11 protein-coding genes are annotated in these 17,974 nt (G+C 75.2%); 3 read left to right on the top strand and 8 right to left on the bottom strand.

Features of this window, described 5'->3' with window-relative positions; all coding sequences use genetic code 11:
• Positions 1-751: protein kinase domain-containing protein (locus ETD96_RS22285; RefSeq protein WP_338072585.1), on the bottom strand; the 751-nt coding region annotated here is incomplete at its 3' end.
• 168 nt (positions 752-919) lie between these two features.
• Positions 920-4,417 carry an indolepyruvate ferredoxin oxidoreductase family protein gene (locus ETD96_RS22280; protein ID WP_138638412.1) on the bottom strand — a complete coding sequence of 1,166 codons (3,498 nt, stop codon included), beginning with the start codon at positions 4,415-4,417 and terminating at the stop codon, positions 920-922.
• 61 nt (positions 4,418-4,478) lie between these two features.
• Here ETD96_RS22280 and ETD96_RS22275 point away from each other — a divergent pair, with 61 nt between their 5' ends.
• A complete protein-coding gene (locus tag ETD96_RS22275) occupies positions 4,479-5,024 on the top strand; it encodes an Lrp/AsnC family transcriptional regulator (RefSeq protein ID WP_240808020.1) in 546 nt (181 codons plus the stop codon).
• A gap of 44 nt (positions 5,025-5,068) precedes the next feature.
• On the opposite strand, the gene ETD96_RS22270 is transcribed toward ETD96_RS22275, so the two are convergent.
• Both ETD96_RS22270 and ETD96_RS22265 read right to left on the bottom strand, forming a co-directional pair.
• Complete coding sequence (locus ETD96_RS22270; RefSeq protein ID WP_138638410.1) at positions 5,069-6,139, bottom strand: acetate/propionate family kinase; 1,071 nt, start codon at positions 6,137-6,139, stop codon at positions 5,069-5,071.
• 14 nt (positions 6,140-6,153) lie between these two features.
• Complete coding sequence (locus ETD96_RS22265) at positions 6,154-8,511, bottom strand: phosphoketolase family protein (RefSeq protein WP_138638409.1); 2,358 nt, start codon at positions 8,509-8,511, stop codon at positions 6,154-6,156.
• 467 nt (positions 8,512-8,978) lie between these two features.
• Between ETD96_RS22265 and ETD96_RS22260 the strand changes: the two genes are divergently transcribed.
• Entirely contained in the window at positions 8,979-10,265 is a 1,287-nt protein-coding gene (locus tag ETD96_RS22260) for an amidase (RefSeq protein ID WP_138638408.1), read from the top strand.
• Positions 10,266-10,272: 7 nt separating this feature from the next.
• Here ETD96_RS22260 and ETD96_RS44975 read toward each other — a convergent pair whose 3' ends face one another.
• From ETD96_RS44975 to ETD96_RS22245, 3 genes are all read right to left on the bottom strand, one after another.
• Complete coding sequence (locus tag ETD96_RS44975) at positions 10,273-13,026, bottom strand: AAA family ATPase (protein WP_171069173.1); 2,754 nt, start codon at positions 13,024-13,026, stop codon at positions 10,273-10,275.
• Positions 13,027-13,153: 127 nt separating this feature from the next.
• Positions 13,154-14,059, bottom strand: coding sequence for a serine hydrolase (locus ETD96_RS22250; protein ID WP_138638407.1), 906 nt, complete (start codon positions 14,057-14,059; stop codon positions 13,154-13,156).
• A complete protein-coding gene (locus ETD96_RS22245) occupies positions 14,056-15,018 on the bottom strand; it encodes a LysR family transcriptional regulator (RefSeq protein ID WP_138638406.1) in 963 nt (320 codons plus the stop codon). The genes ETD96_RS22250 and ETD96_RS22245 overlap by 4 nt, the downstream gene beginning before the upstream one ends.
• A gap of 113 nt (positions 15,019-15,131) precedes the next feature.
• On the opposite strand from ETD96_RS22245, the gene ETD96_RS22240 reads away from it, so the two are divergent.
• Positions 15,132-16,781, top strand: coding sequence for a penicillin-binding transpeptidase domain-containing protein (locus ETD96_RS22240; protein ID WP_138638405.1), 1,650 nt, complete (start codon positions 15,132-15,134; stop codon positions 16,779-16,781).
• 14 nt (positions 16,782-16,795) lie between these two features.
• Here the strand turns inward: ETD96_RS22240 and ETD96_RS22235 are convergent.
• A partial coding sequence (locus ETD96_RS22235) for an MFS transporter (protein ID WP_138638404.1) occupies positions 16,796-17,974 on the bottom strand: 1,179 nt, incomplete at its 5' end.

Below are 17,974 nucleotides of genomic sequence, written 5' to 3'. Positions count from 1 at the left end.
GGCGCGGCGGGACGGGCGGGGGCAGGGCCTTCGTCGCCTGCGGGACGGTGGCGACGGCGGGTGTCATGCGGACGCGGCGCGGCGGCACGTCGTCACCGGCCAGTGCGTCGTCACCGGCCAACGCGTCGGCGACCTCCCGGGCGGACGGGGCGTCCTCGCTCAGGCAGCGGGCGGCGAGCGCGGGCAGCTCCCCGGACGTCCCGGACGGCAGGCAGGCGGCCAGGACGGCGCCGAGCGCGCGGACGTCGGCCGCCGCCGTGGCCGGCGCGGGGGCGCCCCGGACGATCCCGCCGATGCCGGTGTCGACCAGCCTGACCTCGTCCCGCAGCAGCATGATCTTGCCGGGCCGCAGGTCGCCGTGCGTCACGCCGGCCGCGTGCGCGGCGTCCAGGGCGGCGGCGACCCGGCCGCAGACCGACGCGGCCTCGCGGGCGGTGAGCCGGCCGCGGCGGAGCCGGTCCGCGAGGGACTCGCCGTCCAGGAACTCGGTCACCAGGTAGGGGACGAGGCGTCCGGCGGCGTCCCGGGTCAGGTCGCTGTCGTAGACCGTCTCCAGCGCGGGGTGCGACAGCCCGGCGGCGCGGTTGACGCCCTCCTGGAACGCGCGGGGCGGCCCGCCGGGCGCCGGGAGCTTGACCGCGACGGGCCGGTCGAGCAGCTCGTCGAAGGCGCGCCAGACCTCCATCGTCCCGCCGTCGCCGAGGCGTTCCACCAGCCGGTAGCGCTCCGTCAGCCGCAAGCCCGATTCCACTGGACGTCACCCTCGTCCGCGCTCGATGTCGGCGTCCGCACGTCGGTGCCCGGGCGCGATCCCCGGCACGTGGGGGAGTACGCGCGGCCGTCCCCGCCCGGTTCGACGGGCGCGCGGGAGCGGGTGATCGCGCTGGTCGGCGCGGTGACCAGCGCGATCACCCGATCATCACACCCGCGCCGGGGCGCGCTCCGCGCGCCACGCCGCGAGCAGCTCGCGGAGGCCCTCCTCGTAGCGGGCGATGTTCGCGGTCTTCACGTCCTCGTAGCCGCGGATCACGTCGGGCAGCTCCGCGATCCGGACGGCGAGGTCGCGGCGGTCCGCGTCCGCACCGGCGCGCAGGCCCGCGACCAGCTCGTTCACGACGGCGACGTAGCCGGTGACGAGGCGGCGCTCGGCGCGGCGCTGCGCGGCGGCGCCGAACGGGTCGAACGGGGTGCCGCGCAGCCGCCGCATGGCGCGCAGCGCGCGGAACGCCGGGCGGGCCGTCCGCCCGAGCGCGATCTTCCGGTCCAGGCCGACCGCCCGCAGCAGCGGCGGGTGCAGCATGTACGACACGGTCGAACCCGGCCCGAACTGCTCCTCGACCCGTCGCGCGAGCTCGGGGTCGAGATGCAGGCGCGCGACCTCGTACTCGTCCTTGTAGGCCATCAGCTTGTACAGGTTGCGTGCGACGGCGACCGCGAGCCGCTGCCCGGTGCCGCCCGCGTCCCGCTCGGCGCGGTCGACGCGCAGGACGGCGTTCAGGTACCGCTCGGCGAGCGCGAGGTTCTGGTAGGCGGCGAGGTCGGGAACGCGGATCCGCAGCACGCGGGCCAGCTCGCCGTCCACGCCGGCCGCCTCGACCAGCGCCGTCGCCGCCGGCGCGGTGGCGTCCAGCGGGCGCGGCGCGACCGCGGCGGCGGCCGGGGCGGGCTCGGCGGCCCAGTCCGGTTCGAGGACGAGGCGCCGCCCCGCCCGGAACGCCTGGACGTTCGCCGCCACCTGGACGCCGTTCAGCGCGAGCGCCTCCTCGATGGCCTTCGCCGACAGCGGCAGCAGCCCCGCCTGGTACGCGGCGCCGACCACGATGAGGTTGGCCGTGGTCGTGCTCCCGAACCAGCGTTCGGCGAGCGCGAGGGCGTCCAGCGCGACGAGGCGGCCCGCGTCGGTGCGGGCGGCGATCCGCTGGACGAGCGACGCGCTCGGCGGCAGCGCCGCCGACGTGTCGGTGATCATCCGGCCGGTGGGGACCTCGCTGGTCGACACGACCGCGGCGGTCCGGCCGGGCGCGCAGCGGCGCAGGTTCGGCTCGGTGGTCGCGGCGAGCGCGTCGAACACCAGGTAGGCGTCGGCGCCGCCCGCGCCGACCATGCCGGGGCGGTCCCGGTCGGCGTCCCCGATCCGCAGGTGCGACACGACCGCGCCGGCCTTCTGGCTGAGCCCGGTCTGGTCGAGCGCGCGGGCGTGCCGGCCGTCGATCAGCGCCGCCGTGGCGAGGACCTGGTTGACGGTCACGACGCCGGTGCCGCCGATGCCGACGAGCAGGACGTCCGCCGCGTCGGGCCGGACCTCGGGCTCGTCCAGCTCACCGATCTCCGGCAGCGACGGCCGCGCCTTCCGCTCGCCCGGCGTGACGGTGACGAACGAGGGGCAGTCGCCGTCCACGCACGAGTAGTCCTTGTTGCAGGACGTCTGGTTGATCTGCGTCTTGCGGCCGAACTCGGTCTCGACCGGCTCCACGCTGAGGCAGTTCGACTTCACGCCGCAGTCGCCGCAGCCCTCGCAGACCGCCTCGTTGATCAGCACCCGGGTCTGCGGGTCCGGGGCGAGGCCGCGCTTGCGCTTGCGCCGCGACTCCGCCGCGCACGCCTGGTCGTACAGCAGCACGGTCACGCCGGGGATCTCGCGCAGCTCGCGCTGCACGGCGTCGAGGTCGTCGCGGTGCCGGACCCGGACGCCGGGCGCCCAGTCGGTGCCGCGCGGGTAGCGGGACGGGTCGTCCGCCACCACGACGATCTTCGCGACGCCCTCGGCGTGCAGCATCCGGGTGATCGCGGCCGGGTCGGCGCCGCCGTCGGCGTCCTGCCCGCCGGTCATCGCGACCGCCGCGTTGTACAGCAGCTTGAACGTGATGTTCGTGCCCGCCGCGACGGCCTGCCGGACGGCGAGGCTTCCGGAGTGGAAGAACGTTCCGTCGCCGAGGTTCTGGAACAGGTGCCCGGTGCCGCTGAACGGCGCCGCGCCGACCCACATCGCGCCCTCGCCGCCCATCTGCGTCGTGCCGATGCTCCGGTCCTGGAACACCGTCATGACGTGGCAGCCGATGCCGCTCGCGGCGACCGACCCGTCCGGGACGACCGTCGACCGGTTGTGCGGGCAGCCGGAGCAGAAGTACGGGGTGCGCGCCGGCGCGAGCAGGTTGATCGCGGGCTTGCGCGGGGCCAGCACCGGGTCGCGCAGGTCGACGTGCTCGGCGCCGACGCGGTCGGCGAGGAGCCGGGCGAGGGCCGTGACGAGCCGGTCCGCGTCCAGGCCGCCGTCGGGCGGGACGAGGGCGGCGCCGCCGGGCCCGTACTTGCCGTACACGGCGGGGCGTTCCGCCTGGTCGTACAGCACGTCGCGGATCTGCGCCTCGACGAACCCGCGCTTCTCCTCCACCACGACGATCTCGCGGAGCCCCCGCGCGAACGCGCGGATCCGGTCCCGGTCGAGCGGGTGGATCATGGCGAGGCGCAGCAGCCGGACGCCGCGCCGCGCGAGCGCCGCGTCGTCCAGCCCGAGCCGGTCGAGGGCCTCGCGCAGTTCCAGGTAGGTGCGCCCGGCGGCGACGAGCCCGAGGGAGGCGTCGCCGGCGGCGCCCTCGATCCGGTCGAGCCCGTTGGCCGCCGCGTACGCCGCCGCGGCCCGCAGCCGTCCCTCCAGGACCTCGGGCTCCAGGGACGTCGTGTCCTTCAGGTCGACGCCGGGCCTGCGGGTCGGCTTCCACGGGCGGCCCCGCCACGCGAACTCCGGCAGCACCGGGTCGGGGACCGGCTCCGCGGCGATGATCTCGTGCGAGTCGGCGACGTCGGTGACGACCTTGAAACCGGTCCAAGCGCCGCTGAACCGGGACATTTCGAACCCGTGCCGTCCCAGCCGCAGCACGTCCGCGACCGAGCCCGGCACCAGCACCGGCATGAACGCCTCCGCCAGCGCGCCCTCCGTCGCCGACGGCAGCGTGGACGACTTGCACGACGGGTCGTCGCCTACTACCGCGAGCACCCCGCCGAGCGCGGACGTACCGAGCCAGTTGGCGTGCTTGAACGCGTCCAGCGACCGGTCGACGCCGGGCGCCTTGCCGTACCAGAGCCCGAAGACGCCCTCGTAGAGCGGCCCCGGCAGGTGCTCGGCGAGCTGTGACCCGTACACGGCCGTCGCCGCCAGCTCCTCGTTCACGCCGGGGACGAACCGGATGTCGTGGCCCTCCAGCAGTGTCGCGTCCCGCATCAGCTGCTGGTCGAGCCCGCCGAGCGGCGATCCCCGGTAGCCGGACACGAACCCGGCGGTCCGCAGGCCGCGCCGCGCGTCCGCCCGCCGCTGGTCGAGCAGCAGCCGGACGAGCGCGTGCACGCCGCCGAGCGCGATCCGGCCGCGCTCCAGCTCCAGCCGGTCCCGGAGCGGGGAGGAAGAAACGGTGGTGCTCATGCTTGCATTGAGCCCACTTGCCTGAGCGGTGTGCAAGATGTTGTGGCAATACTTGAGCAGATTGCTCAAGTCAGAACCGAATTACCCGCTGGAGCTGAGCATTGTGACCCGCGCCACCCTCCTCGACCTCCAGATACTCCGCCGCCTGGTGGAGCAGCCCCGCATCGGCGTCACCGAACTGGCCGCCAAGCTCGGCATCGCCCGCAACACCGCGCACGCGCGCGTCGAGCGCCTGGAACGCGAGGGCGTCATCGGGCACCGCGGCCGGGAGGTCGACCTCGGCGCCATCGGCTTCGAGCTGACCGCCTTCGTCACCCTGGAGGTCGCGCAGGGCCGGCTGCGCGAGGCCGCCGTGGCGCTGTCGTCGATCCCGCGCGTCCTGGAGGTCCTCGGCATCACCGGCCAGGGCGACCTCCTCGTCCGCGCGGTCGCCCCGAACGGCCGGCAGCTCCACGAGGTCATCGACTCGATCCTCGCCTGCCCCGGCGTCCGCCGCAGCACCACCTCGATCGTCCTCACCCACCAGGTCCCGTTCCGCCTCGGCCCGCTCCTGGAGGACGAGGAGCGCCGCGCCCGCCAGGCCAAGGACGGCAAACCGAACGCATAGCGCGGCCGGGCCGGCCGCCGTGATCTATGCCCTCCGGCTCAGCCTCACCCTGGACCTCCCATGGCGGAGCGGACGCCGGCGGCTATCTCCAGGTCTTCGCGGGCCTCGATCACCAGGGTGCCGACGGCGGCGCCGGGCGCGGTGACGTCGGTGTCGCCGTCCGCCGCCGCGTTGCGGCCGGGGTCGATGGAGACGCCGAGGTGGGCGAGGTCCTCGGCGAGGCGCATCCGGACGGACGGGTCGTGCTCGCCGACGCCGCCGGTGAAGACGAGGGCGTCCAGGCCGCCGAGGGACGCGGTCATGGCGGCGGCGCAGGCGCGCAGGCGGTGGTGGTAGACGTCGAGGGCGGCCAGGGCGTTCACGTCGCGTGCCTCGGCCAGTTCGCGGACGCGCCGCATGTCGCCGGTGCCGGTGAGGCCGCGCAGGCCGGAGTCGCGTTCCAGGGCACGGTTGACGTCGGCGGGGTCGAGGCCGTGCTTGATCAGCCACAGCGGGATGCCGGGGTCGATGCTGCCCGCGCGGGACGCCATGACCAGCCCTTCGAGGGGCGTGAACCCCATCGTGGTGTCGATCGAGCGGCCCTCGGCGACGGCGCACAGGGACGCGCCGGAGCCGAGGTGGCAGATCACCGCCCGGGGTGGGACGGCGCCGAGCATCGCGGCCGTCCGGCGGGCGGCATAGGAGAACGACAAGCCGTGGAAGCCGTAGCGGCGCAGCCCGAACCGCTCGCGCCAGTCGGCGGGGAGCGCGTACGTCGCGGCGGCGTCCGGCATCGTCGCGTGGAACGCGGTGTCGAAGCAGGCCACGGCCGGGACGCCCGGCAGCGCCTCGGTGATCTCGGAGAGCGCGTGCAGGGACGCGGGCTGGTGCAGCGGGGCCAGGTCCGCGAGGGCGTGCAGGCGCTCGGTGACGGCGGCGTCGACGCGGACGGGCTCGGTGTAGTCGGTGCCGCCGTGGACGAACCGGACGCCGATCGCGTCGGGGCGCGGCATGTCCGCGACCAGGCCCGCCATCTCGTGGCCGGCGCCGGAGTCCTCGGCGAGGACGGTGTCGCCGGCGTCGAGCAGGCTCACCTTCAGGCTGCTCGACCCGGGGTTGACCGTGAGGACGCGCATCGGAACGGCCCTCCCTAGTACGGCCAGGTCCAGTCGCGGACCTCCGGCGCGTCCTCGCCGTGCTCGCGCGTGTAGGCGCGCATCGCGAGCCGCTGGTCGGCCATCCGCTGCCGGACGTGCGCGACCCGCCCGCCGAGGGACGGGACGCGGTCGATGACGTCCATGACCAGGTGGTACCGGTCGAGGTCGTTCAGCATGACCATGTCGAACGGCGTGGTCGTCGTCCCCTCCTCCTTGTAGCCGCGGACGTGCAGGTTGGGGTGCCCGGCGCGGCGGTAGGTGAGCCGGTGGACGAGGTACGGGTAGCCGTGGAAGGCGAAGATGACGGGCTTGTCGGTGGTGAACAGGGCGTCGTAGTCGCGGTCCGGCATCCCGTGCGGGTGCTCGCTGGGCGGTTGCAGCCGCATGAGGTCCACGACGTTCACGACCCGGACGCGCAGGTCGGGGAAGAGGCGGCGGAGCATGTCGACGGCGGCGAGCGTCTCCAGGGTGGGGATGTCGCCCGCGCAGGCCAGCACGACGTCCGGGTCCTCGCCGCCGTCCGTGGAGGCCCACTCCCAGATGCCGATGCCGCGGGTGCAGTGCGCGATCGCGGCGTCCATCGGCAGCCAGTTCAGCGCGGGCTGCTTCCCCGCGACGACCACGTTGACGTAGTCGCGGGAGCGCAGGCAGTGGTCGCCGACCGACAGCAGCGTGTTCGCGTCCGGCGGCAGGTACACCCGGACGATCTCCGGCTTCTTGTTCATGACGACGTCGAGGAAGCCGGGGTCCTGGTGGGTGAAGCCGTTGTGGTCCTGCCGCCACACGTGCGACGACAGCAGGTAGTTCAGCGACGCGATCGGCCGCCGCCACGGCAGGTGCCGGGTCACCTTCAGCCACTTCGCGTGCTGGTTGAACATCGAGTCGACGATGTGGACGAACGCCTCGTAGCTGTTGAACAGCCCGTGCCGCCCGGTGAGCAGGTAGCCCTCCAGCCACCCCTGGCACAGGTGCTCGCTCAGCACCTCCATGACCTGCCCGGACGGCGCCTGGTGCTCGTCGGTCGGGAGCCGCTCGCCCTCGAAGACGCGGTCGGTCGCCTGGAACACGTCCCCGAGCCGGTTGGAGGCCGTCTCGTCCGCCCCCATGATCCGGAAGTTGGACGGGTTGGCCTTGACGACGTCGCGCAGCCAGGTGCCGAGCGTCCGGGTCGGTTCGGTGGTCGTCGTGCCGGGCTTGTCGACGGGCACGGCGTAGTCCCGGAAGTCGGGCAGGGCGAGCGGCTTCAGCAGCAGGCCGCCGTTGGCGTGCGGGTTGGCGCTCATCCGCCGCTCGCCCTCGGGGGCGAGGGCCCGCAGCGCCTCGACCGGGCGGCCGTCGGCGTCGAACAGCTCGTCCGGGCGGTACGAGAGCAGCCACTCCTCCAGCTGCGCCAGGTGCTCGGGGTTGTCGCACACGCCCGCGAGCGGGACCTGGTGGGAGCGCCACGTGCCCTCGACGGGGAGGCCGTCCACCTCCTTCGGGCCCGTCCAGCCCTTCGGGGAGCGCAGCACGATCATCGGCCAGCGGCGCCGCTGCGACGTGCGCCCCTCCCGCGCGCCGCGCTGGATCGCGGCGATCTCGTCGAGGGCCTGGTCGAGCGCGGCGGCCATCTTGCGGTGCATGGACGCCGGCTCGTCGCCGCTGACGAGCAGCGGCCGGTACCCGTACCCGTCCAGCAGCTGGACGAGCTCCTCCTCGGGGATCCGCGCCAGCACCGTCGGGTTCGCGATCTTGTAGCCGTTGAGGTGCAGGATCGGCAGGACGGCGCCGTCGCGCACCGGGTCCAGGAACTTGTTGGAGTGCCAGCTCGCCGCGAGCGGCCCGGTCTCGGCCTCGCCGTCCCCGATGACGCACGCGACGACGAGGTCCGGGTTGTCGAACGCCGCGCCGAACGCGTGCGCGAGCGAGTACCCGAGCTCGCCGCCCTCGTGGATGGAGCCCGGCGTCTCCGGCGCCACGTGGGACGGGATGCCGCCGGGGAAGGAGAACTGGCGGAACAGCCGCCGCATCCCCTCGCCGTCCCGCGAGACGTCCGGGTACACCTCGCTGTAGGTGCCCTCCAGCCACGCGTTCGCGACCGCCGCCGGCCCGCCGTGCCCCGGCCCCATGATGTAGATCATGTCGAGGTCGCGCGCCCGGATGGCGCGGTTGAGGTGCGCGTAGCAGAAGTTCAGGCCGGGGGAGGTGCCCCAGTGCCCGAGCAGCCGCGGCTTGATGTGCCGGCGCGCGAGCGGCTCGCGCAGCAGCGGGTTCGCGAGCAGGTAGATCTGCCCGACGGACAGGTAGTTCGCGGCTCTCCAGTACGCATCGATCGCCCGTACCTCGTCGTCGGACATCACGGACTCGGCCATGGCGCGTCCCTCCGCTGTCGGTCCCGTCTCAGGGGGATCACGTCCCCCGCATCGGCGGGCTGAACCGTCACGGAAACCCCATCACGCGGGGGCTGGCGCGCCCAGGGCCCAAGGTCCCGGTGTGCCGCCGGCGCCCCCGGTGCCGGACGGCTCGGCGTCCGCGCACCGGAGGCGCCGCGGTATCAGGGTGGACGCGACCGGTTACAGAGGCGGTGCCCGTGCGGGCTCCGCCCCGCCCCCCAGCGAACCGGTGGAGGCGTCTCCTGGGCGTGTTGAAGCCTGCCTCGTACTCGTCCGTAGGTTCACGGGTCGGGGCGTGCGGTCGGCCGGCGGTAGGAGGGCTGCGACGAGTGGCTCACACAGAGCGACCAATTGCGGACAGACCGCTACGAAGGGCGGCTCGGCTTGTCCCGCGCGGGCCCCGGTGTGCTAGGCAGTGCGGGACGGCTGATCAGGTAGGAGGCGGTATGGGCGGGTTCTTCACCGGGCGGACGCTGGCGGACCTCGGGCGGGGGCTGCGGTCCGGGACGGAGACGGCGCGGGACCTCGTCGCGGGCGCCCTCGACTCGGTCGATCCCGACCTGAACGCGTTCGCGCACCTGGACCCCGAGGGCGCCGCGGCCGCGGCCCGGAAGGCGGACGAGGAGCTGGCGTCCGGCACCGACCGGGGCCCGCTGCACGGGATCCCCGTCGCGGTGAAGGACATCATCGACGTCGCCGGGCTGCCGACCGGGATGGGGTCCGCGCACTTCGCCGGGCACGTCGCCGAGGCGGACGCGGCCTGCGTGGCAGCACTGCGGAGCGCCGGCGCCGTGATCGTCGGGAAGACGGGCACGCAGGAGTTCGCGTTCGGCGCCACCGGCGACGTGTCGGCGAGCGGCCCGGTCCGCAACCCGCGCGACCGGGAGCGGATGTCGGGCGGCTCCAGCAGCGGCAGCGCCGCCGCCGTCGCGGCAGGCACGGTCCCGCTCGCCCTCGGCACCGACACCGGCGGGTCGGTGCGCATCCCGTCCGCGTTCTGCGGGGTCGCCGGGTTCAAGCCCGCGCACGGCGCCGTCCCGGCCGGCGGCGTGTTCCCGCTGTCGCCCTCCCTGGACCATGTGGGCGTCCTCGCCGGGACCGCCGCCGACTGCCTGCTCGCCTACGAGGCCCTGACCGGCCCCCTGGCGCGGGACGGCGCCGAAGGCGCAGGCGAACCGCTCGGGCGCGCCGCCTGGATCGAGCCGCCCGCCGCCGACCCCGAGGTGGTGCGGACCGTCCGGGCCCTGGTCCCGGACGCCCCGGCCGAGCCGCTCGACTTCGCCGGGCTGCGCGAGGTGTTCCTCGCGATCGAGTTCAGCGAGGCGTACGACGTGCACGCCGAGCGGATCGCCGCCGCCCCCGACCGGTACCTGCCGGTGACGCGCGGCCGGCTGGAGGAGGCGGGCCGCATGCCGGGCTGGCGGCTCGTCCGCGCGCTGCGCGAGCGGGACCGGTACGCCGCGGAGATCGCGGCGCTGCTGGACCGCTACGACCTCCTCGCGATGCCGACCATGCCGATCACCGCCCCGAAGATCGGCGCGACCGAGTGCGAGTTCGGCCCGCTGACGGCGCTGCTGGTCAGCCTCACCTCGCCGTGGAACGTGCTGGGGCTGCCCGCGCTGACCATCCCCGCCGGGACCGTGGGCGGCCTGCCCGCCGGTGTCCAGCTCGTCACCCGGCGCGGCGCGGAGGACGTGCTGTTCCGCGCCGCCGAGCGCCTCGCCCGCGGCTGACCCGCCGCTACAGGTAGAGCCCGAAGAACTCCTCCGGGTGGTCGAGGAGCGGGGGCAGGTCGTCGGCGGTGAGCGTCACCAGGTCCTCCTTCGAGGGCGCCGCCGGCGGCTCGCCGCCCTCCTCGCCGCCCGCCTTCGCGCCCTGCACGGCCTTCCTGGCGTGCACGGCGGCGGACGCGACCCGGTCGGCCTGGTTGGCGACGGCGACGTCCAGCATGTTGCGCATCAGCCGCCCGTTGCCGAACGACGGCCCGCGCGGCGCGCGGCGCAGCATCGCCCGCAGCACCTCCTCGGTGCCGGCCGCCAGCTCGAACCCGTCCGCGGCGGCGAGCTGCCCGAACACGGTGATCAGCTCGTCGTCGCTGTAGTCGGGGAAGTGGATCTGCTTGGGGAACCGCGAGTCCAGGCCGGGGTTGGCGGCGAGGAACTCCGCCATCTCCTGCTGGTAGCCCGCGACGACCACGACGAGGTCCTCGCGGTGGTCCTCCATCAGCTTCACCAGCTCGGCGATCGCCTCGTGCCCGTAGTCGCCCTTCAGCGGCGACTGCGTCAGCGTGTACGCCTCGTCGATGAACAGCACGCCGCCGAGCGCCCGCTCGACCAGCCGGCGGGTGCGGGGCGCGGTCTGCCCGATGTACTCGCCGACGAGGTGCGCGCGGGACGCCTCGACCAGGTGCCCGGACGACAGGACGCCGAGCCGCTTGTAGATCCGGCCGAGCAGCCGCGCGACCATCGTCTTGCCGGTGCCGGGGTTGCCGGTGAACACCATGTGCCGCGTCGGCGGGGTGATCTTCAGGCCGTTCTCGCTGCGCAGCCTGGCCGCGTGCGTCCCGGCGACGAGCAGCGCGATCTCGTGCTTGACGGTGTCGAGCCCGGTGAGGTCGTTCAGCTCGGCGAGGGGGTTCCCGGCGGCCCGCGCGGTGTCCAGCGCCGCGGGCAGGTCCTGCTTGCGGACGACGATCTCGGCGTCCGGCGCCGTGCCCGCCGCCTCCTGCCGCGCCCGCGCCGCCGCGACGACCTGGTCGGCGAGGTGCGGCGCGAGCCGCGCGTTGCGCAGCGTCTGCATCGGCGGCGTCGCGGCCAGCAGCGCGCCCGCCGCGGCGACCGCCGGCCGGGTGCCGCGGGCGCCGCGGGCGGCCAGCGCCCGGCGGAACAGCTCGGCGTGCCCGTCCGCGGTGAACGGCCGCGTCCGCGCGACGCGGAACAGCTGCGGCAGCACCGGGTTGATCTCCCGGATCCGCTCCTCCCCGCCCGCGTCGCACAGCGCCACCAGGTGCAGGTCGGGGTGGACGGCGAGGAGCCGGTGCAGCTCGGCGGCGAGCGCCTCCCCGTTGCCGGGGTCGGCGACGATCCCGTCCAGGCCGTCGATGACCAGCAGCCGGTCGCCGGCGCAGTCGCGGGCGTCGGCGTGCAGCCGGGCGACGGCGTCCGGCAGCCGCTGGCCCGCGAACAGGTTCTCGGTGATCCAGTGCGGGTCGCGGCCGAGCGCGAGCGCCCGGCCGAGCTCCTGCGCGGCGTCGCGCTTGCCGGTGCCGTCCGGGCCCGCCAGCAGCAGCCGGACCGGCGCGCCGGTGCCGGTGCCGCCGGTCAGCTCCGCCAGCGCCGCCGTCGCCTCCGGCTGCTCGACCAGCGCGGACGCGATGTCGGGCCGGACACCGCGCGCCGCCCCGGCGGCCCCTGCGCCCTCGCCGGGCACGCTCCGCAGCGTCTCGGTCAGCGGGTTCACGACCCGGCGGCGCGGCGCGTACAGCCGCCGCAGATCGGTCTGGAACTGGCCGACCGGGATCCACTCCGCCTTCGGGAACCACGGGTCGCCCGGCAGCCCCTGCACGGTCGCGATGAACCGCATCGCCATGTCGAGCCAGCCGCGGCACGCGTCCGCCGCGCCCGCGACCAGCGCCTCGGCCAGCCACGCCCGCGTCCGCTCCTGCCACGCGCCCGCCTTGAACCCGCGGCGCTCGGCGGCGAACCGCTGCCGCAGCTCGCCGTACCGGTCCTCGCCGAGCGCGACCGCCAGCTCCGCCGGGACGTGCTCCATGCTGCCCTGCAGCAGCAGATGGAGCAGGTGGACCTCGACGCTCTCGTCCCGCGGCGCCGCCTCGAGCACGCGCTCGAAGGCCGCGAGCAGCCCCGCGCACACCCACTCCAGGTAGCCGACCGGGCCGAGCAGCTCCGGCACCGCCGCGACGATGTCGTCGCCGGCGTGGGCGTGCCAGTGCTCGCGCAGCTCCTGCTTCGGCAGGCCGATCTCGCACTCGGGCGGGTCGTCGTAGAGCCGCAGCAGCGCCTTGCGGCGCTCCTCCAGCGGCTCGATGCCCTCCAGCACCGACAGGCAGTCGCGCGCCAGCTCGATCGCGAGGCCCCGGTCGGGGGCCTCGATCAGCCAGTCCACCGGCGGCCGCCACCGGCCGCCGGGCGCGTCCCAGCGCGTCATCCGGGTGCTGAGCGGCCCCGGCCCGGACAGGTGCCGGTACAGCAGCCGCTCCGGCAGCTGCGACCAGGACCCCGCCTTGATCGCGCCGCCGCCCGGCAGGAACGCCAGCATGCCGAAGATCTCCGCGGTGACCAGCGACGCCGGCAGCGTGAGCAGCTTGTGCTCCTCCGTGGTCAGCGCCACCGCGCGCGGATCGGCCGCGAGCCCGTCGATCCGCGCCGCGATCTCCTCGAACAGCCCGTCCGGGACCCGCCACGGACCGTGCGAGTAGACGTCGAGCACCGGCTCGTCGGTGAGCAGTAGCTCCAGATGCTCCGGCAGCCGCAAAGAACACTCCCCAAGAAGTCAAAACCGGGGTACAGCCTACGTTTACCGGAGCGGTGGTGGCTGAATAGTCCGACCCTTCCGAGGTATCGGATGCAACACGTTCCACCGGGGCCAGTGCACCCCGGGGTCAAGGCCGGCGGAGAAACTCAATGGCCAGCCGCGCGGTGGTGCCGATCACGGCGTCCGCGCGCGGCAGCACGGCGGTCGGCAGCAGCGACCGTGTGAAGATCGCCACGGCGTAGCGGGCGCCGTCGGGGTACTCGACCGCGCCGACCTCGTTGCGGACGGTCAGCAGCGTCCCGGTCTTGCCGCTGACCACGACGTCGTCGTAGGGGAAGCCGGACGACAGCCGGTGCGGCCACACCTGCAGCCCGAGCAGCCGCCGCATCGCCGCGCAGTCCGCGGCGGGCGCGGCCTCGTCCCGCCAGATCATCGACAGCAGCCGGGTCATGTCGCGGGGCGTGCTGCGGCTGGTGCGGGCCGGGTCCAGCGCGCGCAGGCGGCCGAGCAGGCCGGGGTCGTCCAGCTTCGCCCACACGTCCGCGAAGGTGTCCGCGCCGGCGTCGGCGAGCAGGCCCTCGTGCAGTTCGCGGCCGGTGACCTCGACGACCGTGTCGCGCAGCCCCAGCGCGGCGGCGGCCGCGTTCACCGCGTCCCGGCCGCCGACCCGGTCCAGCACGGTGTCGGCGGCGGCGTTGTCGCTCACGGTGATCATCAGGCAGGTGAGGTCGCGCAGCGACATGCGCACCTCGTCCAGCAGGGCGGACACCCCGGTCGGCCCGGCGGTGCGGTCCTGCGGGCGCAGCGTGACCTGCTCGGCCGGGTCGAGGGCGCCCGCGGCGGCCAGCCGGTGGAACGCCACCAGCAGCGGCACCTTGAACACCGACGCGAGCACCACCGGCTCGGCCGCGCCGATCGCGACCTCCCGCCCGGTGTCGATGTCGACGACGTGCAGCACCCCGGTCACCCCGGCCGACCGGAACTCCTCCTCGATCCGCCGGACCGCCGCGCCCGCACCGCGCGCCGCGCTCATGCCAGGAATCCGGAGGACGGGCGGGGCACGACGCGGCGGACGGGCGGCGCGTCCAGCGGCGCCATGCCCGCCTCGCGGCGCAGGACGGCGGTCGCGACCGCGCTGAAGTCGGCGATCGCGCGGGCGTGCTCGGGGTCGCGGGCGCGCCGCCACGCGCAGGACGTCCGCCAGGCCAGCGGCTCGCCCACCAGCGGCCGCCAGACCGTCCCGGCGGCGTCGCCGGTGCGCGGGACGAGCGCCACGGCCGTGCCGGCGAGCACGAGGCCGAGCGCGAACTCCGGGTCGCGCGCCTCGTGGACGGCGGCGGGCGCGTACCCGTGCCGGCGGCAGCCCGCGAGGAGCTCGTCGTGCGCGCCGGGCGCCTCCTCGCGCGGCGCCACCGCGAGGTCGCGGCCGCCGAGGTCGGCGAGGTGCACCTCCGGGGCGGCGGCGAGGTCGGAGCCGGCGGGCAGCAGCACGCCGAGCGGCTGCCCGAGCATCGGGCCGAGCTCCAGGTCCCGGGAGTCGCACGGGTGCCGCACCACCCCGGCGTCCAGCGTGCCGTCGGCGAGCGCGCGCACCTGCTCGTCCGTGCCCGTCTCGCGCAGGTCGAGCCGCAGGTCGGGGCGGCGGTCCCGGAACGCGGCGATCAGCGCGGCGACGACCCGGCCGCCGAGGCCGCCCGGCAGGCCCGCGCGCACGGCGCCGACCTCGCCGAGCCGGGCGCGCTCGGCGACGGAGTAGACGCGTTCCACGCGGGTGAGGATGTCACGGGCCTCGTCCAGCAGCAGCCGGCCGGGCGCGGTCAGCTCCACCTTCCGGCTGGACCGGTCGAACAGGCGCACCCCGAGCTCCCTTTCCAGCCGCTGGATCCGCTGGCTGAGCGGCGGCTGGGCCATGCCGAGCCGCTCCGCCGCGTGCCCGAAGTGGAGTTCTTCGGCGACGACGACGAAGCACCGCAGATGCCCGACGAGGTTCACGACCAGGAATGATATCGAATCGGATATATCTGTGACATTGATATCAATCTTGGACTTTCCGGGCGATGCCTGGTGTCCTTGTGCCTCCATACCAGGGGGAAGGGAGATCGACGATGCGCCGATCCCGTGTGCTCACCGCCGCCGCGATTGCGGTGGCGGTGCTGATCGTGGGGGCGGGGGCGGTGTGGTTCCTGCGCGACGGAGAGGGCCCGGAGGACACCGCCGGACGCTACCTCGCGGCGTGGAGCGGCGGCGACCTCGCCGCGATGCGGAAGCTGACCGACGGGCCGCCCGCCGACTTCGAGCAGCGGCTCACCAAGATGCGCGAGGAGCTCGGCGTCACCGCGCAGCGCTTCACCGTCGCCTCGGTGGGCGACCCGGACGGCGGCGAGGCGGGCGGCGCCTACACCGCCGAGCTGACCCTCGCCGGCGACCGGAAGTGGACCTACGAGGGCGCGCTGCCGATGGTCGAGCGGGACGGGAAATGGCTCGTCCAGTGGTCGCCGAAGGTGCTGTACCCGGAGCTCGCGGAGGGGCAGCGGCTGCGCGCCGCCCGCGCCTGGCCGGACCGCGCCGCCGTCCTCGCCGCGGACGGCAGCGACCTGAGCGCCTCGCCGTCGGGGTCGGCGCGGCAGCTCGCCGGACCGGTCGCCGCCGCGTCGGCGGAGGCCGCCAAGCAGTTCGGGGCGCCCTACGAGAAGGGCGACCCGGTCGGCGCGGACGGCCTGCAGAAGCAGTACGAGCGGCGGCTCGCCGGCACGCCCGCGCTCGCCGTCCAGATCGTGGACGCCGACGGCAACGCGGTGAAGACGCTGAAGCGGTTCGGCGGCACCGAGGGACAGCCGCTCAAGACGACGATCGACCCGAAGGTCCAGGCCGCCGCGGGCAAGGCGCTGACCGGTGCGAGCAAGCCGGCGTCGATGGTGGCGCTGCGCCCGTCCACCGGCGAGATCCTCGCCGTGGCGAACAAGCCCGGCGGCTACAACCGGGCGCTGATGGGCCAGTACCCGCCCGGCTCCACGTTCAAGGTCGTCACCGCCGCCGCCCTCGTCGCGGACGGCGTGTCCCCGTCCACGAAGGTCGGCTGCCCCGCCACCACGACGGTCGGCGGCCGGTCCTTCCACAACTACCAGCACGAGGACTTCGGGACGGTCCCGTTCCGCGAGGCGTTCGCGCACTCCTGCAACACCACGTTCGCGCGGCTCGCGGTCGACAAGCTCGGCGAGAAGCGGCTCGCCGAGGTCGCCGCCCAGTTCGGGTTCAACGCCCCGATCGTCTCCGGGCTGCCCTCCGTCCGCGCCGCGTTCCCCGCCAACAAGGACGACACCGCGTTCGCGGCCGCGTCGTTCGGGCAGGGCCAGGTGCTGACCAGCCCGCTCAACATGGCGAGCGTCGCCGCCGCCGCGGCCGACGGCACCTGGCGGTCGCCCCGCGTGGTCGACGCGGCCCTGGTGAGCCAGGCCGCCGACGCGCGCGGCCGCAAGGCGGAGCGGCCGAAGAAGCTGGAGCCCGCCGTCGAGAAGGCGCTGCACGCCCTGATGCCCGCCGTCGTCAGCGAGGGCACCGCGTCCGGCGTCGGCTTCCCGGCCGGCACGGCCGGCAAGACCGGCACCGCCGAGTTCGGCGAGGGGAAGAACCCGCCCACGCACGCCTGGTTCATCGGCTACCGCAAGGACGTCGCGTTCGCGGTGATCGTCGAGGACGGCGGGACCGGTGCCGAGGCGGCCGCGCCCATCGCCGCGACGTTCCTGCGCTCCCTCTGACGCGGCGGCCGGGGTCACGGCGCCGTCCCCGGGCGGGCGGCGGCGGCGCCGAACCCGAGCACGGCGAGTCCGGCGAGCGCGGCCGCCGCGCCGCCGGAGCCGAGGTCGAACAGCGCGCCGACGGCGAGGCCGCCGCCGAACGCCGTCATCCCGGCCAGGAACGACGACGCCCCGAGGTAGGCGCCCACCTGCTCGGGCGGCGCGTACCGGGCGACGGCCTGGAAGATCGGCGGCTGCATCAGCCCCTGCCCGGCCCCGGTGAGCACGGCCGCGCCCAGTAGCCCGGCGATCTGCCAGGGGCCGTCCGCGTCCCCGTCCAGCGGGACGAGGGCGAGGAAGCCGGCGCCGGAGAGCAGCAGCCCGGCCCGCAGGACGCCGGGCCGCCCCGCCCTGGACGCGCACCACGGCTGGACGGCGGCGACCACGGCGGCGGCCAGGCAGAGGAACGCGGTCGTCCGGCCGGAGCCGAACCCGCGCAGCGGCACGACCGTGGCGGCCGCCGTCACGAGCAGCGTGGACGGCGCGACGATCACGGCGAAGCGGACGAAACCGCGGTCCCGCGCCACCGTGCGGACGCCCTGCAGCATCGTCCTCGGGGCGCGCGCGGCGGGCTGTGCGTGCCGCGCGGGCAGCAGCGGGAAGAGGACGGCGGCGACGCACCAGGCCGCCGCCGCACCCGCCGCGAGCAGGGGGAAGCCGCCGAGTGCCAGCAGTGCCAGCCCGGCGGACGGGCCGAGCACGGCGGAGACGTGCCCGCTCACCAGGTACACCGCGAAACCGCCCGGCCGGCGCCCGGGGGACAGGCCGGCGAGCAGCGACTGGGCGGCCGGGTGGTACAGCGCCCCGCCGACTCCCACCAGCACGGCGGCGACGGAGAGCCCCACGGGGCCGTCGGCCGTGCCGAAGACGGCGAACCCGGCGGCGCGGACGACGCAGGCCAGCACCCCGGTGCGGGGCGCGCCGAGCGCGTCGGTCAGCGCGCCGACCGGGAGCAGCAGCGAGTACTGGACGAGCAGGCGGGTGCCGAGCACCAGCCCGATGGTCCCGGCCGCGAGCCCCACGCCGTCCCGCAGATGGGCGACGACGTGCCCGAACACCGCGTAGTAGCCGAGCCCGATGGCCACCTGGACGGCGGCGAGCACCGCGATGACGCGCCGGTCACGGGACGCGGCCCTGACCGGGGCGGCGGGAGG

This window comes from Actinomadura geliboluensis, from assembly GCF_005889745.1.
Taxonomy (GTDB): domain Bacteria; phylum Actinomycetota; class Actinomycetes; order Streptosporangiales; family Streptosporangiaceae; genus Spirillospora; species Spirillospora geliboluensis.
The sequence above is the reverse complement of the archived record's forward strand: the minus strand, read 5'-3'. Positions and strand labels throughout refer to the sequence as shown.

What these genes read in the sequence shown, in the direction of transcription:
- ETD96_RS22280 (WP_138638412.1), bottom strand. Translation starts at nt 4,417, where the DNA reads ATGAGCACCACCGTTTCTTCCTCCCCGCTCCGGGACCGGCTGGAGCTG.
- ETD96_RS22270 (WP_138638410.1), bottom strand. Translation starts at nt 6,139, where the DNA reads ATGCGCGTCCTCACGGTCAACCCCGGGTCGAGCAGCCTGAAGGTGAGC.
- ETD96_RS22265 (WP_138638409.1), bottom strand. Translation starts at nt 8,511, where the DNA reads ATGGCCGAGTCCGTGATGTCCGACGACGAGGTACGGGCGATCGATGCG.
- ETD96_RS22260 (WP_138638408.1), top strand. Translation starts at nt 8,979, where the DNA reads ATGGGCGGGTTCTTCACCGGGCGGACGCTGGCGGACCTCGGGCGGGGG.
- ETD96_RS22250 (WP_138638407.1), bottom strand. Translation starts at nt 14,059, where the DNA reads ATGAGCGCGGCGCGCGGTGCGGGCGCGGCGGTCCGGCGGATCGAGGAG.
- ETD96_RS22240 (WP_138638405.1), top strand. Translation starts at nt 15,132, where the DNA reads ATGCGCCGATCCCGTGTGCTCACCGCCGCCGCGATTGCGGTGGCGGTG.